The 20,032-nt window shown below is 60.2% G+C and carries 23 protein-coding genes and 1 tRNA gene; 14 read left to right on the top strand and 10 right to left on the bottom strand.

The features are described from left to right. Window positions 1-107 precede the first annotated feature (107 nt). On the top strand, window positions 108-347 hold the full coding sequence (locus AC0L2V_RS02420) for a hypothetical protein (protein ID WP_473519327.1): 240 nt from the start codon (window positions 108-110) through the stop codon (window positions 345-347). A gap of 183 nt (window positions 348-530) precedes the next feature. Here the strand turns inward: AC0L2V_RS02420 and dgt are convergent, their stop codons facing one another. The 5 genes from dgt to AC0L2V_RS02395 form a co-directional block, all read right to left on the bottom strand. Beyond that, window positions 531-1,874 carry a dGTP triphosphohydrolase gene (gene dgt / locus AC0L2V_RS02415; RefSeq protein WP_473519326.1) on the bottom strand — a complete coding sequence of 448 codons (1,344 nt, stop codon included), beginning with the start codon at window positions 1,872-1,874 and terminating at the stop codon, window positions 531-533. 175 nt (window positions 1,875-2,049) lie between these two features. Continuing rightward, a complete protein-coding gene (locus tag AC0L2V_RS02410) occupies window positions 2,050-2,253 on the bottom strand; it encodes a hypothetical protein (protein ID WP_258121961.1) in 204 nt (67 codons plus the stop codon). Next, window positions 2,250-2,504, bottom strand: a complete 255-nt coding sequence (locus tag AC0L2V_RS02405) for a ribbon-helix-helix protein, CopG family (RefSeq protein WP_473519325.1) — start codon at window positions 2,502-2,504, stop codon at window positions 2,250-2,252. Before AC0L2V_RS02405 ends, AC0L2V_RS02410 begins: the two co-directional genes overlap by 4 nt. Before the next feature lie 64 nt (window positions 2,505-2,568). Next, window positions 2,569-3,468, bottom strand: coding sequence for an ImmA/IrrE family metallo-endopeptidase (locus tag AC0L2V_RS02400; RefSeq protein ID WP_473519324.1), 900 nt, complete (start codon window positions 3,466-3,468; stop codon window positions 2,569-2,571). Next, a complete protein-coding gene (locus AC0L2V_RS02395; RefSeq protein ID WP_258121958.1) occupies window positions 3,465-3,788 on the bottom strand; it encodes a helix-turn-helix domain-containing protein in 324 nt (107 codons plus the stop codon). The genes AC0L2V_RS02400 and AC0L2V_RS02395 overlap by 4 nt, the downstream gene beginning before the upstream one ends. 154 nt (window positions 3,789-3,942) lie before the next feature. On the opposite strand from AC0L2V_RS02395, the gene AC0L2V_RS02390 reads away from it, so the two are divergent. The 7 genes from AC0L2V_RS02390 (at window position 3,943) to AC0L2V_RS02360 (ending at window position 9,517) form a co-directional block, all read left to right on the top strand. Further along, on the top strand, window positions 3,943-4,164 hold the full coding sequence (locus AC0L2V_RS02390; RefSeq protein ID WP_473519323.1) for a DUF2188 domain-containing protein: 222 nt from the start codon (window positions 3,943-3,945) through the stop codon (window positions 4,162-4,164). A gap of 20 nt (window positions 4,165-4,184) precedes the next feature. Further along, window positions 4,185-5,444 carry a nucleotidyltransferase domain-containing protein gene (locus tag AC0L2V_RS02385; RefSeq protein WP_473519322.1) on the top strand — a complete coding sequence of 420 codons (1,260 nt, stop codon included), beginning with the start codon at window positions 4,185-4,187 and terminating at the stop codon, window positions 5,442-5,444. Further along, window positions 5,441-5,914, top strand: coding sequence for a type II CBASS E2 protein (locus AC0L2V_RS02380; protein WP_473519321.1), 474 nt, complete (start codon window positions 5,441-5,443; stop codon window positions 5,912-5,914). Before AC0L2V_RS02385 ends, AC0L2V_RS02380 begins: the two co-directional genes overlap by 4 nt. Then, window positions 5,915-6,943 (top strand): CBASS cGAMP-activated phospholipase, encoded by a 1,029-nt coding sequence (locus tag AC0L2V_RS02375; RefSeq protein ID WP_473519320.1) that lies wholly within the window; start codon window positions 5,915-5,917, stop codon window positions 6,941-6,943. It abuts the gene before it with no gap. 113 nt (window positions 6,944-7,056) lie between these two features. Then, window positions 7,057-7,647, top strand: coding sequence for a dTMP kinase (locus AC0L2V_RS02370; RefSeq protein ID WP_473519319.1), 591 nt, complete (start codon window positions 7,057-7,059; stop codon window positions 7,645-7,647). Continuing rightward, window positions 7,644-9,053, top strand: coding sequence for a B12-binding domain-containing radical SAM protein (locus AC0L2V_RS02365; protein WP_473519318.1), 1,410 nt, complete (start codon window positions 7,644-7,646; stop codon window positions 9,051-9,053). The genes AC0L2V_RS02370 and AC0L2V_RS02365 overlap by 4 nt, the downstream gene beginning before the upstream one ends. Continuing rightward, on the top strand, window positions 9,050-9,517 hold the full coding sequence (locus AC0L2V_RS02360; RefSeq protein ID WP_473519317.1) for a hypothetical protein: 468 nt from the start codon (window positions 9,050-9,052) through the stop codon (window positions 9,515-9,517). Before AC0L2V_RS02365 ends, AC0L2V_RS02360 begins: the two co-directional genes overlap by 4 nt. 266 nt (window positions 9,518-9,783) lie before the next feature. Here AC0L2V_RS02360 and AC0L2V_RS02355 read toward each other — a convergent pair whose 3' ends face one another. Further along, window positions 9,784-10,230: a hypothetical protein gene (locus AC0L2V_RS02355; RefSeq protein ID WP_473519316.1), complete on the bottom strand. Its 447-nt coding sequence runs from the start codon at window positions 10,228-10,230 to the stop codon at window positions 9,784-9,786. A 398-nt stretch (window positions 10,231-10,628) separates the two neighbouring features. On the opposite strand from AC0L2V_RS02355, the gene AC0L2V_RS02350 reads away from it, so the two are divergent. The 3 genes from AC0L2V_RS02350 to AC0L2V_RS02340 all read left to right on the top strand — a co-directional run bounded on the left by AC0L2V_RS02350 (window position 10,629) and on the right by AC0L2V_RS02340 (window position 12,362). Next, a complete protein-coding gene (locus AC0L2V_RS02350; RefSeq protein WP_473519315.1) occupies window positions 10,629-10,874 on the top strand; it encodes a helix-turn-helix transcriptional regulator in 246 nt (81 codons plus the stop codon). A gap of 71 nt (window positions 10,875-10,945) precedes the next feature. After that, window positions 10,946-11,167, top strand: a complete 222-nt coding sequence (locus tag AC0L2V_RS02345) for a helix-turn-helix domain-containing protein (RefSeq protein WP_473519314.1) — start codon at window positions 10,946-10,948, stop codon at window positions 11,165-11,167. A 4-nt stretch (window positions 11,168-11,171) separates the two neighbouring features. Further along, entirely contained in the window at window positions 11,172-12,362 is a 1,191-nt protein-coding gene (locus tag AC0L2V_RS02340; protein ID WP_473519313.1) for a tyrosine-type recombinase/integrase, read from the top strand. 118 nt (window positions 12,363-12,480) lie between these two features. Here the strand turns inward: AC0L2V_RS02340 and AC0L2V_RS02335 are convergent. Continuing rightward, window positions 12,481-12,556 (bottom strand) — tRNA-Ile (locus AC0L2V_RS02335). 239 nt (window positions 12,557-12,795) lie between these two features. Here AC0L2V_RS02335 and AC0L2V_RS02330 point away from each other — a divergent pair. Beyond that, window positions 12,796-13,506 carry an SIMPL domain-containing protein gene (locus AC0L2V_RS02330; protein WP_027151186.1) on the top strand — a complete coding sequence of 237 codons (711 nt, stop codon included), beginning with the start codon at window positions 12,796-12,798 and terminating at the stop codon, window positions 13,504-13,506. A 212-nt stretch (window positions 13,507-13,718) separates the two neighbouring features. Here AC0L2V_RS02330 and AC0L2V_RS02325 read toward each other — a convergent pair whose 3' ends face one another. Beyond that, the gene (locus tag AC0L2V_RS02325) at window positions 13,719-14,084 is read right to left on the bottom strand and encodes a hypothetical protein (RefSeq protein WP_287299340.1); all 366 of its coding nucleotides are present in this window, start codon (window positions 14,082-14,084) and stop codon (window positions 13,719-13,721) included. A gap of 239 nt (window positions 14,085-14,323) precedes the next feature. Beyond that, window positions 14,324-14,770: a YcgN family cysteine cluster protein gene (locus AC0L2V_RS02320; protein ID WP_473519406.1), complete on the bottom strand. Its 447-nt coding sequence runs from the start codon at window positions 14,768-14,770 to the stop codon at window positions 14,324-14,326. 211 nt (window positions 14,771-14,981) lie between these two features. Between AC0L2V_RS02320 and AC0L2V_RS02315 the strand changes: the two genes are divergently transcribed. Continuing rightward, a complete protein-coding gene (locus tag AC0L2V_RS02315; RefSeq protein ID WP_473519312.1) occupies window positions 14,982-17,150 on the top strand; it encodes an OmpA family protein in 2,169 nt (722 codons plus the stop codon). A 290-nt stretch (window positions 17,151-17,440) separates the two neighbouring features. Here AC0L2V_RS02315 and AC0L2V_RS02310 read toward each other — a convergent pair whose 3' ends face one another. Continuing rightward, on the bottom strand, window positions 17,441-18,307 hold the full coding sequence (locus AC0L2V_RS02310) for an SDR family oxidoreductase (protein ID WP_473519311.1): 867 nt from the start codon (window positions 18,305-18,307) through the stop codon (window positions 17,441-17,443). 381 nt (window positions 18,308-18,688) lie between these two features. Between AC0L2V_RS02310 and AC0L2V_RS02305 the strand changes: the two genes are divergently transcribed. Further along, complete coding sequence (locus tag AC0L2V_RS02305) at window positions 18,689-20,014, top strand: IS4 family transposase (RefSeq protein WP_473519310.1); 1,326 nt, start codon at window positions 18,689-18,691, stop codon at window positions 20,012-20,014. Window positions 20,015-20,032 lie beyond the last annotated feature (18 nt).

The raw sequence follows: 20,032 nt of genomic DNA, 5'->3' as shown, positions 1-20,032 counted from the left end.
GCGGAACTCGCTTCGTCGGCACCGCGCAGTCTGATGGCACTGAACGTGCCGATCATCCAGAGGCGCATGAGGGGCCTTTGGGCCGGCGTGCCGTTTCGATCGGGCCAGTGATCGAAGATGACAAACAGCTTGGCCTGCTCGTGCGCATGCACCGCGTTGCGATGGTGTTCACGATCGATCTCGAAGATGCCGAAGCGTTACCGGACAACGAGATATTGCGCCCGGAAATGATCGACCTGGTTGGTATTGAGCGATCCTCGCGCATAGACCTATCGCAGGCAGCGCGGCCGACACACGGCCAAATCGTTCAGATCCGGCTCGGGCGCTCCACTAATAAGCAAACTTAACACCGACTGGGCGTCCGTGGAACCGTCAGTCTCCGCGAAAACCCGGCTCTAAGGCATCTGAATCCTGACGCGCTTCTTACGATTCAGGGCCGGAAGCTGGCCGACGCCCAGCAGCTAAATGCAAGCAGCCGCTCCGGTCTCCTGGTGGGTCGCAAACGATACGAATTTCGCGCATTCAATGGGTCAAGTTCCTGAGAGCATCCTCGAAATGCGGAGTGCGTAACGATCGGTCATGCCTGACGTAAAATCCGCGAGCGCATGAAGCGCGTCTTCCGAAGTATTTATATTCCTCAGATCAAGTCCCAAAGCTCTGACTAAGTGGCAGGAATGGGCCGTCAATCCTGCCTCCTTCCAGCCGGATCGCCTAAGATCTTCATAGACGGGCAATGTCCCCGTCATCACATTCCATATGATCTTGCGTCCAGAGATTTCTAGCTCGGTCTTCCGGCGGGCTGTAAAGACCTCGTCTTTGGAGACCCTCTTCATCCGCTCGAATAATGATTTCATACTGCAGATTTCTGCAAGTGATCCTGAGAAACTCCCGGCCATGATTGCAGCGTAATTTTCCTTGAATGCCTCCACACAACTCTCGATGGCCTTCCCGATGCTGATAGCACGCAACATCGCGATGTTTTCGGCCTCGGTATATGCGGAAACATCTCTGTTTGGCTTCCCAGCTGCTTCGTATAGTATATCTCTTACGACATCGTACCCCACCTCGCCAGTCGTAAAAGCATCCTCAAGGTCTACGATATTATAGCAGATATCGTCTGCCGCCTCGACAACGAACACCAGCGGATGACGTCGCCACCACGTTTTATCGCCTTGATTCTCGACCACCAGACCCAGAGTGCTGGCGGCGCTGCGGAACGATTCGAGTTCACTATCGAAGATACCGAACTTCTTGAGACCCACATATCCCGCGGCCATCCCGGATGCTGCGGACTCACGCGTGGATGCTGTGACAGCATATTTCGTGAACGCCCCCAGCGTGGCCTTGGAAAGCCGCATTCCACCATCGTTCCGATACATCTCCAGCCGGCACAAGATTCTGAACCCCTGTGCATTCCCTTCAAAGTGGTTGAAGGCCAGCTGTCTAACGATCGGGACCTCGCTTATCAGCTCATTTGAACGAGAAAACTGATCGGCAAACCAGTCCCCCATAGCCTCCTCGCCAGAGTGGCCGAATGGCGGGTTTCCAATGTCGTGCGCGACACATGCCGCCTGCACGATATTTGCGAGGCTGTGCGCCTCGCCGGTCTCGATCTCGTTCTCCTGCTCGAGCCAGTTTCCAATCGCCATCGCCAGCGAGCGGCCTACGCTCGCAACCTCAACGGAGTGGATAAGTCTGTGGTGCACGTGATCGTGCTCATATAGCGGCTGCACTTGCGTCTTATTTGCAAGCCGCCTGAACGGCGCAGAGAATACGATCCGATCGTAATCCTGCACGAAAATGGAGCGATTTGGTTTCGCCTGATAACTAACGTCTCCCAGACGTTCGCTGCTGAGCAAGTGCTCCCAATCCATGAGCATTCCCCTCCCTACCCGAACTCGGCTCGGCAGCATCGAGCCTAAATCATAATATTCTGCACTCGAAAAATTACCTAGAGTTGAACCGTGGTCGCGTACTTCCGCAGATGACTGAGCCAGATATCCCGAAAAAGGGGCCTTAGGTTCACCCCCCATTTAGTTGGCTCGCTCACTACAGCGTGCCTGGTGATTGTGGCTGAGACGGCAGGGCGGGAGTGTCGGCCAAGCTAGACGGATCGGTGTTCGCGTTGTTGCCCCGTTCGAAAGTAAAGCCATAGGGTCCGATCTCCAGCCGATACCCAGATCCCGCGGCAATCAGCACCAGCAAGATCAGCGCAGTGACCAAGACCAGCCTATTGACGTCCAATTTCGTCACTTGGTTTCATCCCCGAGCGTCTGAAGCCACCAAGGAGTGCGCCGCACGAATGTGCCGTTTTCGTTGACGTAATCATTATTGAACGAACGAAGGGCAGCGCTGAGCGCTTCTGATCGACTCATATTGAACCGGCGAGCGGTCTTATCGAGTATGGCCAAGTCGTCTTCGGCGAGACGAAACGAAATGACTTTTTTGCTCATATCAAGAACGTAAGCGCCATTGGTGAATAAAGGATAAACTTTGTAATACACGAGCGATCGGCGCTGCGGTTGCCGGCTTTGATAGCAATTCTGCGCCCGCGAGACGGCAATCGGTCTACCAGCGATCCAGTCTTCGCCTGAGGCGCTGGGCCGAGGTCAAATCATCTTCCGGGTCTTCCTCATCCTCATTGAGAGGGTTCATCGAAAGCATGATCATCGCGAACTCATCACGCTGGAGCAGCACCTGCTCGTAGAGGGCAGGCGGCTTGCTGCCCCGCTGCACGTCGATCCATACCCCGGCATCGGTCTCATCGATGTCACTCGGCACTCCCTCCTGATGGGTTCGTCTGCGCAGCAGCGAGTAGGGAGAAACCGGCCGGGCCCGTTCAGCCCAAAGACCCGGGAACTTGGCGTAGTCCCCGTACACACGAAGAACCTTACCTTGATGGGTAATCATCACCGCTACCGGCTCTTCCCTGTAGCGGACATATGAGCGGCTGGCTGCTTCCTTGCTGACATCGTATTTGTTGGCAAGCCGGACCAAGTGGCCAAGATCGGGATCCTTGCTCGCCGCCGCATCCTTTCGGAAAGGCGGCGCCGGCATCAAAATATGCGCCGCGAAGCGGTTGGCTTCGACTTCCATCTTCATACGGCGGTCGGCCTCATTGGCTTTCAAAGCTAGCATATCCTGCAACCGGCACAGAAATCGTCCCTCGGCCGAGGGGACGTGGGATGGCATGAGGAAATGTCCGAGCTCGTGGGCGATCGTGAAGCGGCGGCGCTTCCGCGGGCTAGCCCGGTTGAACAGGATCGAACCGTTGAACTTGTCGACGGGCGTAATCAGCCCGCCCTCATAGCCGTCGGTTTCAAGCGGGAGGATATCGACAATGTCGAGCTGCCGGGCAAGAGTCTCAATCGGCACCGGAATCGCGAGGCCGGGCTCGTTCTTGAGAATCTCCAGAACAAGTTTTTCCGGAGTGGCCGCATCGGCTAGATCGATTCGGCTAACCGTCATGATTTCCGACTGGCTTTCAGGCGTTCCATCAGTAGCGCGATGGTTTCACGATCGCTCGGCGAGAGTTCGGTGAGGTTGCGGTACATTGCCACCAATGCAGGATCTTCTTCTGGCGCTTGCGGGTTTTCTCCCACTAGGTCGGCAACACCCACTCTATAAAAATCGGCCAGGCTCTTGATGAGCGTCAATGACGGGTTCTTGCTCGCACCTCGCTCAAGATCCCACACATGGGCTTTGGATGCCCCTACGGCGTCGGCTACTTCCTGCAGCGATTTTCCACTCCGCATTCGCAGTTGCTTCAATTTGACCGCCAATTCCACCATACAAGTCCTTTCACGAGTCATAGCGGCGCGTCCGCTCTCGCGCCCGCGCCGTCTGCTCACAGCCTACAACAGCATAATATGGGACTTGACGCAACCGTCCGTAAGATTTATCTTTACGATATTGTCGACACGTCAACTAATGGAGCATTTCATGGGCAAAAATCAACATGTCGTACCTCGCAACGGTCAGTGGGTAGTTCGCGGCGCCGGAAATAGTCGGGCCACCTCCGTACATTCCACCCAAGCTGGCGCTATCGACGCGGCGCGCGACATCGCCATCAACCAGCGCGGCGAAGTCGTCACTCACCGCCCGAATGGCCAGATCCGTGACTCCAACTCCTACGGCAACGATCCGTATCCGCCGAAAGGCTAAACCCTAAAAGGACCCCTGCAATGAACGATCAGCCACGATTTCCTGGGGTCCTTGGACCCGCCGAGCCCTTCCTCAATCCCCTGGACGCAATCCTGGCCGACCTGGCCATCAGCGTCCAGCTGCCCGCAGGCCTGCATGCCAAGACCGGCGACCGCTACGAGGCGATCCGCAAGCACGTCGAGCGCCCCGGAAGTCCGCTCTACGGCCGAGTCTTGTGCTTCTACCCGCAGGGTTCAATGACGATCGACGCCACGATTTCGACGCGGGGAACCGACGACGAGTACGATCTTGATGTCGTGGTCGAACTCGACGTGCTCGAGGAGATGTCGCCCGAGGAGGTCCTTGACCTTCTCGAAAGCGCCGTCGCCGACTACCCAGTGCAGGCGGTCGAGCGCCAGAGCCGCTGCATAACACTGCGCTACGCCGACAACATGCATGTTGACCTGACCCCGTCCCGCCGCCTCGCGACCGCCAAGGATCGTGAGAGTGTGATTTTCCATGCCAAGCAGGGCGGGCCGCGCCATCTGCACAAGCCGGTGATGATGAACGCCTGGGCGTTCGGTCGTTGGTACAACGCGCGGACGCCAATGGAGGAGCGGTTCGCGCTGGCCTACAACAAGCGGCTTTACGAAGCCGACGGCATCGAATTCATGGCCGATGCCGACGTGCACCTGGTGCCCACACAGACCCCCCTCATCGTCAAGAACACCGCCACGGTGGCGTTGCAGTTAATCAAGCGCTTCCGCAATGTCCTCTACGCATCCACCGCAGGCCGGATCCCGCCGTCGGTGATGCTGTCGTGTCATGCCGGCAAGGCGGCTCTGCCGGGCATGCTGCTCTCCGACATGGTGATCCGGCAGGCGCGCTGGACAGCACGCGCCATCGAGGCGGCATCACGCCAGGGGCGGCTCCTCGATGTCCGCAATCCGGAGTGGGATGAGGATCGGTTCACCGACCGCTGGCCGGAGAACAAGATGCAGCAGGACGGGTTTGCCGCCGCCCTGCGCGATCTAGCCGACGGGCTCCAAGCGATCAAGCAGGGAGACGTGCAGTTGGAGGACCTTCAGGACTGGCTGCGCAACCGGTTCGGCGACCGGGTTGTCTCGAAGACGCTTCGGACCTTCAATGACCGGACCGGGCATGCGATCCGTGCTCTTGAGCAGGGTTACACCCGCAAAGGCGGCTTGTTCGTGCCCGCCGCGCCGGCGATTATCAGTTCGGTCGCCGCTGCCTCGCCGGTGGCTGCCAGTTCCCACACCAACATGGGGGAACGGCGTTGACCGCCGCCGCCTACACCATCGAGCGCCAGATCGCCGAGATGGCCGACCGTTGGCCGCTGCTGGTACTAGCCACCCGTGAAGGCGCTTCCGCGACATGGCGGGGGCCGTTGCGGCCCCTGCTGCAGACCTTCCAGGTTGAGATCGCGTTCCGGGCCCCTTCCCTCATCGAAAAGCTCGACAACCGCCGCATGCAGCCGCGGGCGAAAATCCTGACTCCGCCGCTGCGGCCGCGGCGCGGCGATCCGGAAGGCCAGCTGCCGCACGTCTATTACATCGGCCGCGGCCCGCTCGATGTGGTGCTATGCATGTTCGATCCGGATTCGGATGAATGGTCGCCCTTCATGTCGGTTGCCGAAACTACCGTGCCGTGGACGATTGACTGGCTGACCTCCTATGAAGGCTGGCGCGCCACGGGAACATGGACCGGCACCGGTAAACATATCGAACCGCTGCGCCTGGCAGGTGAATAGATGACCTACCTCCCCCCTCGCCGCTCCGATGGCACCGCCCAGAAACGGCGTGCACAGCTCCCTTGGCCGAAGAACCGGCCCTTCCGTATCCTGTCGATCGACGGTGGCGGCATCTGCGGCATCCTGCCCACAGCGATCCTCGCCGAGCTCGAGCAACGCTTCCTTGGCGGCAAATCGATTGCTGCGTGTTTCGACATGATTGCCGGCACCTCGACCGGCGGCATCGTCGCGCTGGGTCTTTCGCACGGCAAAACGGCGCGCGAGATCCGCGACATCTATGTCGAACGCGGCGGTCTGATTTTTCCGCCGCCCAATGCCGTCCAGCGCGTGTTGCGCAAGGCGCGACGCATCGGCCGCTATGCGTATGACCGCGATAACCTCGAAAGCGAGCTGCTGCGCATTTTCGACGACGCCCCGTTCGGGATGGCCCGCAACCGTCTGGTGATCCCAAGCTTTGAGGGGCGCTATGGCGAGCCGTGGTTGTACAAAACCCCTCACCATCCCGATTACAAAAAGGACCGGTTTGAGCGGATGGTCCGGGTCGGGCTTGCGACGGCGGCGGCGCCGACGTTCTTTCAGGCCCTTCCCAACAACGGCTACACGATGGTCGACGGCGGCCTATGGGCAAACAACCCGACGATGAACGCCCTTGTCGATACGATGGCGTGTTTCGACATCGACCGTGCCAATATCCAGATCCTGAGCCTCGGCTGTGGAGAGACCGCTTTCACGGTCGACGCTGCCAAGTCCAAAGGCGGGATCCTACAATGGCGCGACATCTACTTTGGCTCTATGCGGGCCCAATCACTGAATGCCCTCGGACAAGCGTATCTTCTGGTTGGCAAGGACAACGTGATGCGGATCGATGCGCCCGAAGCCCCTTCGCCCATTGCGCTCGACGACCACCGCCGGGCAAGAACCGAACTTCCCGCGATGGCCAGGGTTTTAGTTGAAGCGGCAGGGCATCGGGTTGAGCAAATGTTCCTTCATTCACCGACGGATCCGTATGTGCCAGTTCCTTCAGAGTGAAGTCGACCAGCTCTGATCTTCTATTTTTCTCAAGTTTTCTCAATTAATAATACGCGTATATAGTAGTGATTCTCTGTTGATTCTTCCGCAACGCATGCTTGGGTGCAAGCGAAATGGGTCGCACGATTGTAGCTTTCGACGGCCCAAGCGGTGTCGGCAAGTCAAGCTTGCTGCCGCAGGTCATCTCCCTATTGGCTGATCGAGGACAGCAGTACAAGCTGTTCAGCAATGTGGAGTCTTCCTCCCTCAACACGCTGATACGTAAACTCGCTAGCTCCGCAACACCCGGTTTGACTCTCAGCTTGGCGCTTTCCACAGCTCGCGCAGAACTCATCGAAAGTAACATGGAGAACCTTCTGCTCGACAGGTTCGTGCTGTCTAGCCTTGTTTATCAACCCATTTCCGGGGTTGACCAGGGTTTCGTCTACGCAAGCAACGCGCCCTTGCTTGAAGGCGTTACAACAGTTGCTCTCGAGACCACCGCTATGGAGCTTGCCAAACGCAGGCTGTCACGCGGACCCATGCGATCGGATTTCTTTAAGGACCGATTGGATATCGAAACAGAAATATCACTTTTCGCCGAGAGTGCGGAGTTCCTTCGGTCGAAAGGCCACATCGTTATCGCCTTGGATGCCGGAGGAACCATCGAAGCGACAGCGATGAACGCTGTGAATCTAATCACTGGCTTGTGGCCAATGTCATGAATGATCCGCGCATTCTCGGCGCGGAGGGCCGCCTTGACCTGCTGCTCGTAAATTCGCCGTTGAAGGACTACGGCCGCACGCGCCGCGTCAACGACTTCACTCTGCCGACCCTTGGGCTCGGCTACATCGCAACCGTGGCCGCGGAAACAGGCTTCAACGTCGGACTTCTCGACAGCGAAGTGGTAGGGCTTAGCCTGTCGGAGACGGTCGGCATCGTCAACGACGCGCAACCCCGCTGGGCGGGATTCAACCTACTCGCACCGACGTACGGCCATAGCCGCACAATCCTAGCCGGATTGGATCCAGGCATTTCTGTGATGTTAGGCGGTCATCAGGCAAAAGCAATGCCCCGGGAAATCCTGGAGGATCATGGCATTCCCCGTATCGACGCACTTGTTGTCGGCGAAGCGGAAACCCGGGTGCCGCTTCTCTTGGCCGATATCGAGTCGCGCAGCAGCCTGCCCTCAATCGGCTGGCGGAACGGTGACGGTCTCACCATGCCCCAGATGCGCGGTGACAAGGCCCTCCTGGCACCGGACATCGATGCTATGCCGTTTCTGGATCGCAAGTATCTGGCGCAAGACCCTTACCCGGACGCCGGCGAACTGGAATCAGCCATGGTCGCTTCACGGGGATGCCCCTTCGATTGTTCGTTCTGCGGCGCCGCAGTAAGCGCGAATCCTGATGTGAGCATCCGCATGCGAAGTCCAGACAATCTTATCGCCGAGATGGCCACGATACGCGATCGATACGGCGTTACCCGCATACGATTTGTCGACGACCTCTTTCTCGCCAACTCCAAAATGATTGTCAGGACGCTCGACGCCTTTGTCCAAGCCAATCTCCCGCTTCGTTGGGACGCGACGGGCCGGATCAACGTCCTCGACAAGGTTCCGAACGACACTATTGATCTTATGGTGGCGTCCGGTTGCCGCGAGGTTGCTCTCGGTATAGAGGCTGGCAGCGACCGACTGCTCAAGCACATCGACAAGAAAATTTCCGTCGCGCAGATCATCCGAGTGGTCACTCGCCTCTGCAGCGCCGGGATTTCGGTGAAGGGCTATTTCATCCTAGGCTTGCCCACCGAAACCCGCGAAGAACATCGCGCAACATTGGATTTGATCGAAACCCTTTGGTCGGTAACAGAGGGCCTCTCAGGGCGTTTTCGGTGTAGTGCCTTTGAATACAGACCTTATCCTGGCACCCCGGACTGGCTCCGCCTCCTTCGCGCAGGTCACTCGCCGTCTGCAATGCTGGCCTATAGCTCACCCGAGCCACCCGGAGTCCAAGCCGTTGCGGGCCGCGACGAGTTCAATTTCTCGACTGGGATTCAGTTCGGAGAAGTTCCTGTGGACCAGGTTAGAAAGAACTTATACACCATTATGGCCTTACAAAATGCGAGATGATCGAACAGAAGATACTGTTTCTCGGACTGTGCGCCAAAAAGACCGCCGATGGCGGCTTGCATGCACCGCTCGCTCCCACATCCCGCTCGGGCAGTTTCCTAGCCTCTTTGTTGAAAGATTTGCCGCTAGCCGAAATTGCCATCGCGCGCGACAACATCATACCCGGCCCAGTATTTGGGCAGAATGGCGTAGAGCGAAATCCGACATGGGCGGAACTGTTGCCATGGCTGCGTGACCATTGGCTCTGGAGAGACGATACGCTAGCAGCGATCGTTGCGTTTGGTACGGAAGCCAAACGCGCATTCGCAGCTCTCGCTGCTGAACGATCATCCAATACCCCGGTCTATTTTTTCCATCATCCCTCTTACGCGTTGCGGCAGCCGAAAATCCGCCGCGCGGAGTATGCGCGCGAGCTTTCGCAAGCGATTGTTGGTACCGATGCTTCGATAGCTGCACAGCTCTAAACCGTGCGGCGCAAAAGCGACCCCTGAAACCGCGGCAAATATGGGCCATCCATTTCTTCCTCAATCGCGAAGGACGAATGCGGGATCGAGCGCTGCTTGAGGTCTGACGAAGAGCGGTTCCACGCCCCCAGTGGAGCCGTTAATGCAATGCGCCGCCTTCCAATCGCTCAACGTGAAAGCGGCTCAACCCGGGCGGTCGTCCGTTCAGCCGTGTTAAGGCTTGAGGGGTTGACGTCGCCTGTTTGGCTGCGAGTTCTGCAATAGGACTAGGTATCGCCACTCGCGCGTTTTCGCAGCACATCAAGCTCCTCATGCTGGCGATCATTTTCAGCAAGGCGTAAAGCCTCGTGATGTCGCCGAAGGGATCTTGCCCCAGCGCAAGCTTCGTCTTGATCCGCTGGATCAGGAAACTGCAACGGAATGTCGTGTTCTTTCCAACGGCGCCTTCGATGACCTCGTGGGACTAGCGTTAAGGCTTCTTCTGCCGGCCCAACCCCAGCACCGCTCGAGAGGCTATGCGCGACGAAGCTGCGGCTAGGTTTGTCGTCGATAGCGGCAAGGAGTCGCTCGGCCTCCTCATACCTGTCCAGCAGCAGAAGCGTGTCAGCCCAGCGCCGCCGGTCGAAAGGATCAGGCGAGCGCATCGATTCGTAAGCGAACAGCGCCAATGGCCCGAACTTGCCGGCATCGATCCTGACTGCCGCGAGGTACATTATCTCCGCTCCCTGGCTGCGGTCGTCCTCGAGCAAGAGCGGGGGTTCCGGCAGCTGCGCGACAAGCTCCGCAAATGTGTGTGGCTTGGACCAAGCCCTCTTGCGGGCGAATGTCGCTAGGACCTCATAAGCCTGTGGAATGTTCGCGCCCGCGCCGTTGAGGCGGCGAAGGCGGGGGGAGTAATGCATTGCGGAGCCGTACGCCGATAGCTCTCCTGCCGTGATCCACCCGTTCACACGTTGCCGCCAGTTTACGCCGAACGAACTTAGTCAGACCGCTTCCGCTTAAGGCCCTCTCCTTCTAAGTCGGCACGACGACTCGCTGGGAACGGCAAGGAGGATGCGGTTTTGTGGCTCGACACCAATACGCTAGGCACCTCAGAGGCGAGATAGCGCCCGTGAAGAGTGATGCAATCTCATATCCCCCACGAGGTCTAACTCGCGAGGAAGCAGCTCGCTACGTCGGTGTCGGAACAACGCTTTTTGATGAAATGGTTGCCGATGGGCGCATGCCGAAGCCCAAGCGCATCAACAGCCGCGCTGTCTGGGATCGTGTAGCCCTGGATATCGCTTTCACCTCGTTACCGGACAAAGATAGTGGCCTTCAAGAGCTGTTGCAACGAAGCAAACGGGACGTAGAATAAAGATAGCAACTACGCTGGTTGCGTATGCGCTGCAGGCGTAGTACGATGATGGCCGGCGCGGAAGGGATGACGTGAACGAGAATGAGAAACTTGCGCAAGACGTGAAAGAATGGCGGGCCAAGGAAGGATTCACTGCCGAAGCCGCGGCCAAGGTGCTGGGAATACCGAAGCGCACCTTTGAAGGTATAGAGCAAGGCAGAGGCTTTCCATATCCAGTCCTGCTGCGCGTTGCCATGAAAAGTGAGGACTTGTTGCAGGAGCCCCTACGGGAGGACTTGCAGCGCGGAGAGTAATTCAATGGCCAAACATCCTGACTACCCTGGAGCTTCTTCGCGCCTGGTCAATGGCAAGGAGTACTGGCGCTTCCGAGCTAATCGCCGTGCTCGACAAATAACCTTACCCGGCCAGCCCGGCGACGAAGCGTTTGAGATCGCCTACCGGCGTGCCGTTGAAGGTCGCGCTGGCAGCGCGGAAATTATCAACATGCCGGGGCGCGCCTTGCCGCGTACTTTTGGGCATGCAGCACGGCGACTCGAGACTACCATGGAATGGCTGGACTTTGACGAGGCAACGCAGCGGAAGAACCTGCGGCTCATTGAACGTTTCCTTGAGATGCAGGTCGATCCTGACTATCCACTGACGTGGCGCGATACGCCGGTGGAACATCTTGATGCCGATCGTCTGCGCGCGATAATCGAGGGCATCTTTCTTGCCAACCGGACGGTTGCCAAGCACCTTCTCGTCGCGATCAAGAAACTGCTGTGGGTGGCAATTCAAGTCGAGAAATGGATCAAGCCGCAGGACGACCCATCGCTGTCCATTCGTGTACGCGTGCCCAGGTCCACCAAGAACCCGGCCTGGCCAATCGGGATCAGAGAAAAGTACGAAGAGCGGCATCCAATTGGTACCCCTGCTCGGACCTGCTACGCACTCGGTTTCTGGCTCGGCAATCGGCGCGCCGATATCGCTGCTCTTGAATGGTGCGATATGGTGAGCGAGGAGATCGAGCTGTTCGACGGCTCGCTGGTGTTGATCGAAGCCTTTGACTTTCGGCAGAAGAAGAACCGCAATCGCCACGGGGGTCGAGAGATGTTCATTCCGGTCGTAGACAAGCTGGCAGCCGCGCTTGAACCTCTCGACCGATCGAAAGGCGGCACCGTCTTAAAGACCGCTTATGGCAGGACTTTCTCGGAAAAGAGCCTAACCGGCATGATGCGGCATTGGACCCGGCAGGCTGGAATACCCGATGGCTATACGCTTCATGGACTGCGCCGCACATTCGGTACCTACCTGGCCGAGTGCAACATCCAAGCGCGTGCCATAATGGAGGCTATGGGACATTCGTCGATGACGGTGACCGACGAATACGTCCGTGAGGCGAACAAGAAGCGCATTGCCGTCGACATTGCTAGAGCGATAAACCAGCGAGAAGAAAAGCGCGATCAGGCGAAGCGGCGGGCCAATTTGCGCATCGTCGGCTCACAATGAATCGCGAACTGTTCGAAAGCGCGCCCGTTCAGAGGATTTTTTGCTGCCAAAGCGCCGTGGGCAAAGCGTGGGCAGGGCGTGGGCAAAGGCCAATTTTCCTCAATGAATTCAGAGGTTATGGTGGGCCCGGAGGGACTCGAACCCCCAACCAAGCGGTTATGAGCCGCCGGCTCTAACCATTGAGCTACAGGCCCCACACGCGGCTGGATTAATGTTTTTCCCCGAACCGCACAAGGCTTTCCGGATGGGCTGGCCGAAATCGTCCAAATCCGCCCATATTCAGACATTAGAGCGACGTGCGTCCACTTAGACGCGCAAAAAACGCTCTAACGCTTTGAATCTACGCAATCGCGCTTCCCGAAAATCGATTCCGATTTTTATGCCGATGCGGTAGTCGACAAGCGCGACTGGATCGCAGACCGAGGAGATTTTTATGACCAGACATCTTTTGCCCTTGGCGCTCGCCGCCGCAATCGCTTTTCCGGCGATGGCCGGCGCGGCCGATTCGCCGCCGCCGCCCCGCATCGTCGTCACTGGCGAAGGCGAAGCGACCGCGGCCCCCGATCTGGCGCTGCTGACGCTCAGCGTCATGCGCGAGGCCAAGACCGCGCGTGCCGCGCTCGATGCCAACAACGACGCCATGGCCTCGGTGATCGCCGCAATGAAGTCGGCCGGCATCAAGGAGCGCGACCTGCAGACAGCCGGCATCCAGATCAGCCCGCGCTACAATTATACCAACAAGCCGGACGGCAGCCAGGAAGCCGAACTCATCGCCTACCAGGTGACCAACACGCTTTCGGTGCGCATCCGCGACATCGACAAGACAGGCGAGATTCTCGACAAGGCGGTATCGCTCGGCGTCAACCAGGGCGGCGGCATCTCGTTCTCCAACGAGGATCCAACGGCAACTGTCACCGAAGCCCGCAAGAAGGCGGTCGCCGACGCAATGGCCAAGGCCAGGACGCTGGCCGAAGCCGCCGGCGTCAGCATCGGGCGGGTGCTGGAAATCACCGACCAGAACGTCGCGCCGCCGCCGATACCGATGACCGCCAAGGCCTTTGATGCGGCCCGCGAATCGGTTCCGGTGCAGGCTGGCGAGAATTCCTACACGGTGCAGGTCACAGTCACTTTCGAGTTGAAGTGACCGCCCGCTGAAGTGCGGATAACCGGCAACATTGACTTTGCTGCATTAAAAAACCCCCGAGGACTGGTCCTCCGGGGTTTTTTCGAGCCGCACCCTCTATCTCGGGGGCTCTACTCCAGACCGACCTTCTGCGAAGGTCGTGTCCCTAAAGCTGACCTTCGCAGAAGGTCATACTGACAGGCAGGCCGTGCCGGTAGGCAACGTGCGAACGCTTACCGGTAGAGGACCGGGCAGCCGCGCTCATTGGCGAACACGACCACGACGCGGTCGCCATACTGGCGGCCCGCTACTTTCACGGTGCGGCGGCCGACGTCGATGATACGGGCACGGCGCAGACCCATGCGCTCTGCCTTGCCGAGAGCACGGTTTGGCGAGCAGGACCGGCGCCAGTCGCGTTCGCGGCGGCGTTCGCGGTAGTAACCATCGTCATCATCGCCGGAATAGACGCCGACGCGCGGATCGTCATCGTTGCCGAAGCCGAGGTAGATGCTGTCTGCGTGGGCAGTGGCGGGAATGGCGGCAAGCGTGCCGAGGCCGATAAGCGCCGAAAGGGCCGCCGTCTTGATCGTGTTGAACATGTCTTCTCTCCTTGTTCAGGGCTTCCGCCCGCCTTTGATCGAACCAATGTGTCTTACCGATGGCGAGGAGAATGCGCTTGCGTATCTGAACTTTCTACGAACCGGCCGTTCATTTCCGGTTCATGTAGCAACAAGCAATTGCGCAGTCTTCTCAGCTTCCGGTTCTGAACAATCCGGTCGGTTCTGAACCATTGGATAGAAAACGCGCTGTCGGGCAGCCGGTTCCTGAAGGCCCGTCGCTAGGGCTCGTCGTCCAGCATATGCTGGAAATAGTCGTCGGGCTCGGCAAGATCGGTCTCGCTGGCGCTGACCCGGCCCCGCATGGAGATGCCGGCCTCATGCACCGTCTCGGCACTGCCTGACACCAGCCTGTGCCACCAGTAGAGATCGTGGCCCTCGGCGACCAGCCGGTAGGCGCAGGTTTTGGGCAGCCAACTGATGGTGCGCACATTCTGCGGCGTCAGACCGACGCAGTCCGGGACGCGCGCCAACCGGTTGGCATAATCGGAACAGCGACAGGTTTCGGCGTCGAACAGCCGGCAGCCGACGCTCGTCCAGTAAATCGCGCCGGTGTCTTCGTCCTCGAGTTTCGACAGGCAGCATTTGCCGCAGCCGTCGCAAAGCGATTCCCACTCGGCCGGGGTCATCGCCTCGAGCGTCTTGATTTTCCAGAACGGCGTTTCCATCGACGGGATGTGGCCCCTGGCCGGGTGAAGGTCAAGCACCGCAACAGACGCAGGCCCAGGCCAGCCCCTAGGCCGGCACCATAGGAATAACACGAAGTCGCCTTCAAAACGCCGGCCAATTGCCCTTCGTAGCCGTTAATGCCCGCTAACCGGAACCAATCCGGTTGATGAACAGTTTGGGCCGGGATGGGACGCCAAAGGAGGATTTTTAATGAAACGCCAACCACGGATTCTGGCAGGCACGGCACTTGGCCTGCTGATGGCGTCCGCGCCGTTGGGCGCATTCCCGTTGCAGGGCAGCGCCGCGTTCGACCCACCGCAGAGTACCGCCACGCCGTTGATCCCCGTGCAATCGAATTGCCCCGAAGGCGAGTCGGCGGAAGGCTGCGCACCGCAGGCGGAACCGGAGCAGAAGCCTCGCAAGAAGCGCGAGGAACAGGCCGCGCCTTCCGGCGAGGAGCAGCAGGGCGGTCAGCGCAGGAAGAAGCGCGAGCAGCAACAGCAAGAGGAAGCCGCACCCGCCGAACGGGCCGCACCGGCGAGCGACGAACAGCCCGAGCCGCGCAGAAAGAAGCGTGACCGGCAACAGCAGGAGGAAGCCGCACCGGCCGAACGGCCCGCCGAGCAGGCCGCACCTGCCAGCGACGAACAGCCCGAGCCGCGCAGGAAGAAGCGTGACCGGCAACAGCAGGAGGAAGCCGCACCGGCCGAACGGCCCGCCGAGCAAGCCGCACCTGCCAGCGACGAACAGCCGCGCAGGAAGAAGCGCGACCGGCAACAGCAGGAGGAAGCCGCACCAGCCGAAAAGCCCGCCGAGCAGGCGGCGCCTGCCAGCGACGAACAGCCCGAACCGCGCAGAAAGAAGCGCGACCGGCAACAGCAGGAGGAAGCCGAGCAGGCTGCGCCTCGCGAAAACGCCACACCTGCAAATGACAACGAGCAGGTCACGCCGCGCAGGAAGAAGCGGGAGCAGGATCAGCAGATCGAAGCCGCACCATCCGAACAGCCAGCCAGGAAGGAAGCCGGCGAGCAGGCCGAACCGCTTCCGACCGACCAGCAAACGGCTCCCGCCGAGGGCGAAAAGCCCCGGGATCAGGCTAAGGACCGTCGCAAGAAGCCTATCGGCGAACAGCCGGTGACAGGCGAGCAGCCCTCAACCGGCGAGCAGCCCGCCGAGCGCGAACAGGCCGCGCCCGCCGAAGGCGAGGGTCCGGCCCAAGGCGAGGCTCCCGTGTTCGACAGCCAGAAGGATGCCGTGCGCAAGCGCAGGGGCGGCAGGGACAACGCGCAAGAGACCGGCGGCCAGGACGCTGGTGGTCAGCCCACCCAGCAGGACGGCGAGCAGGCGGAAGCCCCGAGGCCGGCTCCGGTCGATCAGGGACCGCCGCCCACCGACGACAGGGCAGCCCAGCAGGCGATCAAGCTTGAGAGGATGGTTCGGGCGACGGAGGAAAAGGGCAGACGCGTTGAGCGTGCGCCCGACGAGGAAAACATTCGCCGCCGTAGGGAACGCCCGCGCGGGGTCGACGTCGTCAGGGAACTCGGCGACCGCGTTATCCTCCAGTTCAACAACCAGACGATCGTGGAAAGCGACGATGCGCCGCGCATGCGGCGTGGCGCGCGGAACGTCTACTATGAGGAGTTGTCGAGCAATCGCACTCGGGAAATCGTCGAGCGTGACAATGGTATCCAGATCGTCACCATCCGCAACCGCTACGGCGACGTCGTCCAGCGTTCACGCATCGCGCCCGACGGACGCGAATATGTGCTGAGCTATGTCGACGAGCGGCACTATGAGGACGATGGCGACTGGCGCGATCCAGGCGACGACCTGCCGCCGATTCGGATCGACATTCCGCGCGAGGAGTACATTCTGGATTCCGAGGAGGTCGAGGATCCGGACGACTACTATGCCTTCCTTGAACAGCCGCCGGTGGAGAGGGTGCAGCGCCTCTACTCGATCGACGAGGTCAAGCGCTCGGCCCGCGTGCGCGACATCGCGCGCCGCATCGACCTCGACACGCTGAACTTCGAATTCGGTTCAGCCTCGATCCCCGAAACCGAGGTGCAGAAACTGGAAGGCGTCGCCAGCGCCATGGAGAAGCTGCTGGAGAAGAACCCAGCGGAAACCTTCCTGATCGAAGGCCATACCGATGCCGTCGGCAAGCCGGAGGCGAACCTCGCTCTGTCCGACCGTCGCGCGGAGGCGGTCGCCGAAGCCCTGAGCAATGCCTTCAGCATCCCGCCGGAGAACCTGACGACACAGGGCTATGGCGAGGAGTATCTCAAGGTCGATACGTCGGAGCCGGAGCGCGAGAACCGTCGCGTCGCCATCCGCCGCATCACCTCGCTGGTTGCGCCGGTCGCCAGCGCGAATTAACTCGCAGTTTCAGAAACCTGAACTGGTTTCTGGAGTCTATGCGGGAAGACATAGCCCACCCCGGTTTCTCCGGGTTGGGCAATTTCCGGCAATCAGCCGAGGTTGAAGGAGAATGTAAGTCGCGATTTAACCAGGCATTGAATCGCGAGGTCGTCCACCCCAGATTCTGGCTAGGGCTTCCCTGCCCTGTCCCGACTCCAGCGGGACACATGAGCCCCGCCGGTACCCCCTCGCCGGCGGGGTTTTTGTTTCCGGCTTCGGCTGGGAAACGAGGGCTATGCCGGTGCCAGTCAGTAGATATTTTTCACGTTGGTTTTCGAATTCGCAAACACCTCGTCCGGCACGAAGAAATCGCCGGCAAGCGGACCTGTCGCGTCAGGCGCATAGATTGAAAAATCGCTGACGCCCCCGGCGCGCAGCACCTCCTCGTCGATGTAGAAATTGCCGGTCGCTTCGCGCGACGGCCTGAGCAGGATCGCATGCGCGGCATCGGCCATGATATCGGGCGAACGGCTCATCGCCGCCACTGTCGCCCCGCCCAGAAGATTGCGCACCGCTGCCGTATCGATCGTCGAGATCGGCCACAGCGAATTGACGGCGATGCCGTCCCTGGCGAACTCCGCGCTCATGCCCAGCGTGCACATCGACATGCCGAATTTGGCCATCGTATAGGCGACATGGTTCTTGAACCATTTGGCCTTCATGTCGAGCGGCGGCGCCAGATTCAAGATGTGAGGATTGTCGGCCAACTTCAGGTGCGGAATGCACATTTTGGAAACCAGGAACGTGCCGCGTGTGTTGATCTGGTGCATCAGGTCGTAGCGCTTCATGTCGGTTTCCAGCGTGCCGGTGAGTTGGATGGCGCTGGCATTGTTGATGCAGATGTCGATGCCGCCGAATTTTTCGACGGTTCTGGCGACCGCCTCGGCCACCTGCCCCTCCTCGCGTATGTCGCACAGCATCGGCAATGCCTTGCCGCCGGCCTGCTCGATCTCCTCAGCCGCCGTATAGATCGTGCCCGGCAGCTTCGGGTGGGGCTCGGCGGTCTTGGCCGCGATGGTCACATTGGCGCCGTCGCGCGCGGCGCGCAGCGCGATCGCCAGCCCGATGCCGCGCGACCCGCCGGAGATGAACAGCGTCTTTCCCTTGAGCGACATGTCTTGCGCCTTTCCTGTGCCGGCCTCTTTGCACAATCCTTGCCGCGTGCCGTCGCCCGACACAAGAGCGGGGAGCATCGAGAGATGGTGACGCTGCGGAGGATTCTCGCGGCGTTGCGCTGCCCCTCATCGCCCTGCCGGGCACTTCTCCCCGAATAGAGACAGAATAGAGACGGGGAGAAGGACGCCTTGATCGCAGCTTTCGCCAACTGGCAACGTCGCAAGAATTGAGCCGTGGCTGCGTTCAGCTTCCTTCTCCCCGTCACCATACCTATCGCATTCACACATCTCGGTTGCGCTTTTCGGCGAAGCTCGATTCTATTTCGGCCGGAAAGACGAAGGAGGTTTGAATGACCGGCATCGAGTACGGGCTGGGGCGATTTGGCGATCGCCGCCTGGAAAAAGGGGGCCTGCTTGCATGCCGCGCTGGTTGCGCGGCCTGGATCGTGTATCCGCCGGCTTGGCGGCAGTCGGGCGGGCGAGATGCAGTTCACGCGATTTCTGCGCAACCGCTCGGTGAGCGCTGCGGAGATGTCGCGGCATGCCGGCGAACAGACCGGGCGGCGCGCGGTTGGTCGCCATGTCGTTGCCGTGCAAGACAGCTCGGAATTGGCGCTGGGTTCTCGGCGGGCGCGGGCAGGCTACGGTCCGGTCGGCAATGGCAATACAGCAGGTCTGATGCTGCACCCTATGCTGGCGGTAGAGGCCGGCACGGGAGCGCTGCTGGGCCTGGTCTCTATGCGGGTCTGGAACCGCGACGCAGAAGAACTGGCGCCGCGGCGCCAGCGGGCGACGAGCAAAAAGGAATCGCAGCGCTGGATCGATGCAACCAAGCAGGCCGGCGCGGTTCTGGAAGGGGCGGCCAGCATCACCATCCTGTCGGATCGCGAGAGCGACTTTTATGAACTGTTCGCCGAACGTCCGCACAATGTCGACCTGATCGTGCGGGCCTGCCAGAACCGGCGCATCGAGGCCGCGCAAGAAGAGCCAGGCTTGCTGTTCGCCTTCATCGACGCCCAGCCTGAGCAAAGCCGCTTTGCCGTGACCATCCCCGCCGCGCCCGGACGATGCGCACGGGATGCCGAGCTGGCGGTGCGTTCCGCGCCGGTGACGGTGCGGCGCCCACTCAACGGAGCCGATCCGGCGTTGCCCGAGACGGTCGGTTTGACACTGGTCGATGTTCGCGAGGTGTCGAAGCCGAAAGACGGCAGCGAACCGGTGCATTGGCGCTTGCTGACCACCCACAGTGTCGCCACCGTGGCCCAGGCACGCCGTGTCGTCGACCTCTACCGCTCGCGCTGGGTCATCGAGGAGTTCTTCCGCACCCTCAAGACGGCAGGCTTCGACATCGAGGCGGCCGACATCGGCGACCCGCCTGCCATGATCAACTTCGCCGCCGCGGCCACGATCGCCGCCGTCACCATCAAGCAACTCGTGCAGGCCCGCGACGGCAACACCGATCAGAGGCTCAGCGATGCTTTCGATCCCGACGACCGTCCCATTCTCGAAGCGGTCTCTGCCAAGCTTGAAGGCAAGACCGAGCGACAACGCAATCCCCATCCCAAAGGATCTCTGGCCTTCGCAGCCTGGGTCATCGCTCGCCTCGGCGGCTGGACCGGCTACTACGGCAAGCCAGGCCCCAAGGTGATGCGCATCGGCCTCGCAGAGTTCCACGCCATCAAGTACGGAGCCACGCTCGATGTGTGAATCCGATAGGTCACCATA

This window comes from Mesorhizobium sp. WSM4814, from assembly GCF_055811595.1.
This window is presented reverse-complemented; position numbering and strand designations above follow the sequence as displayed.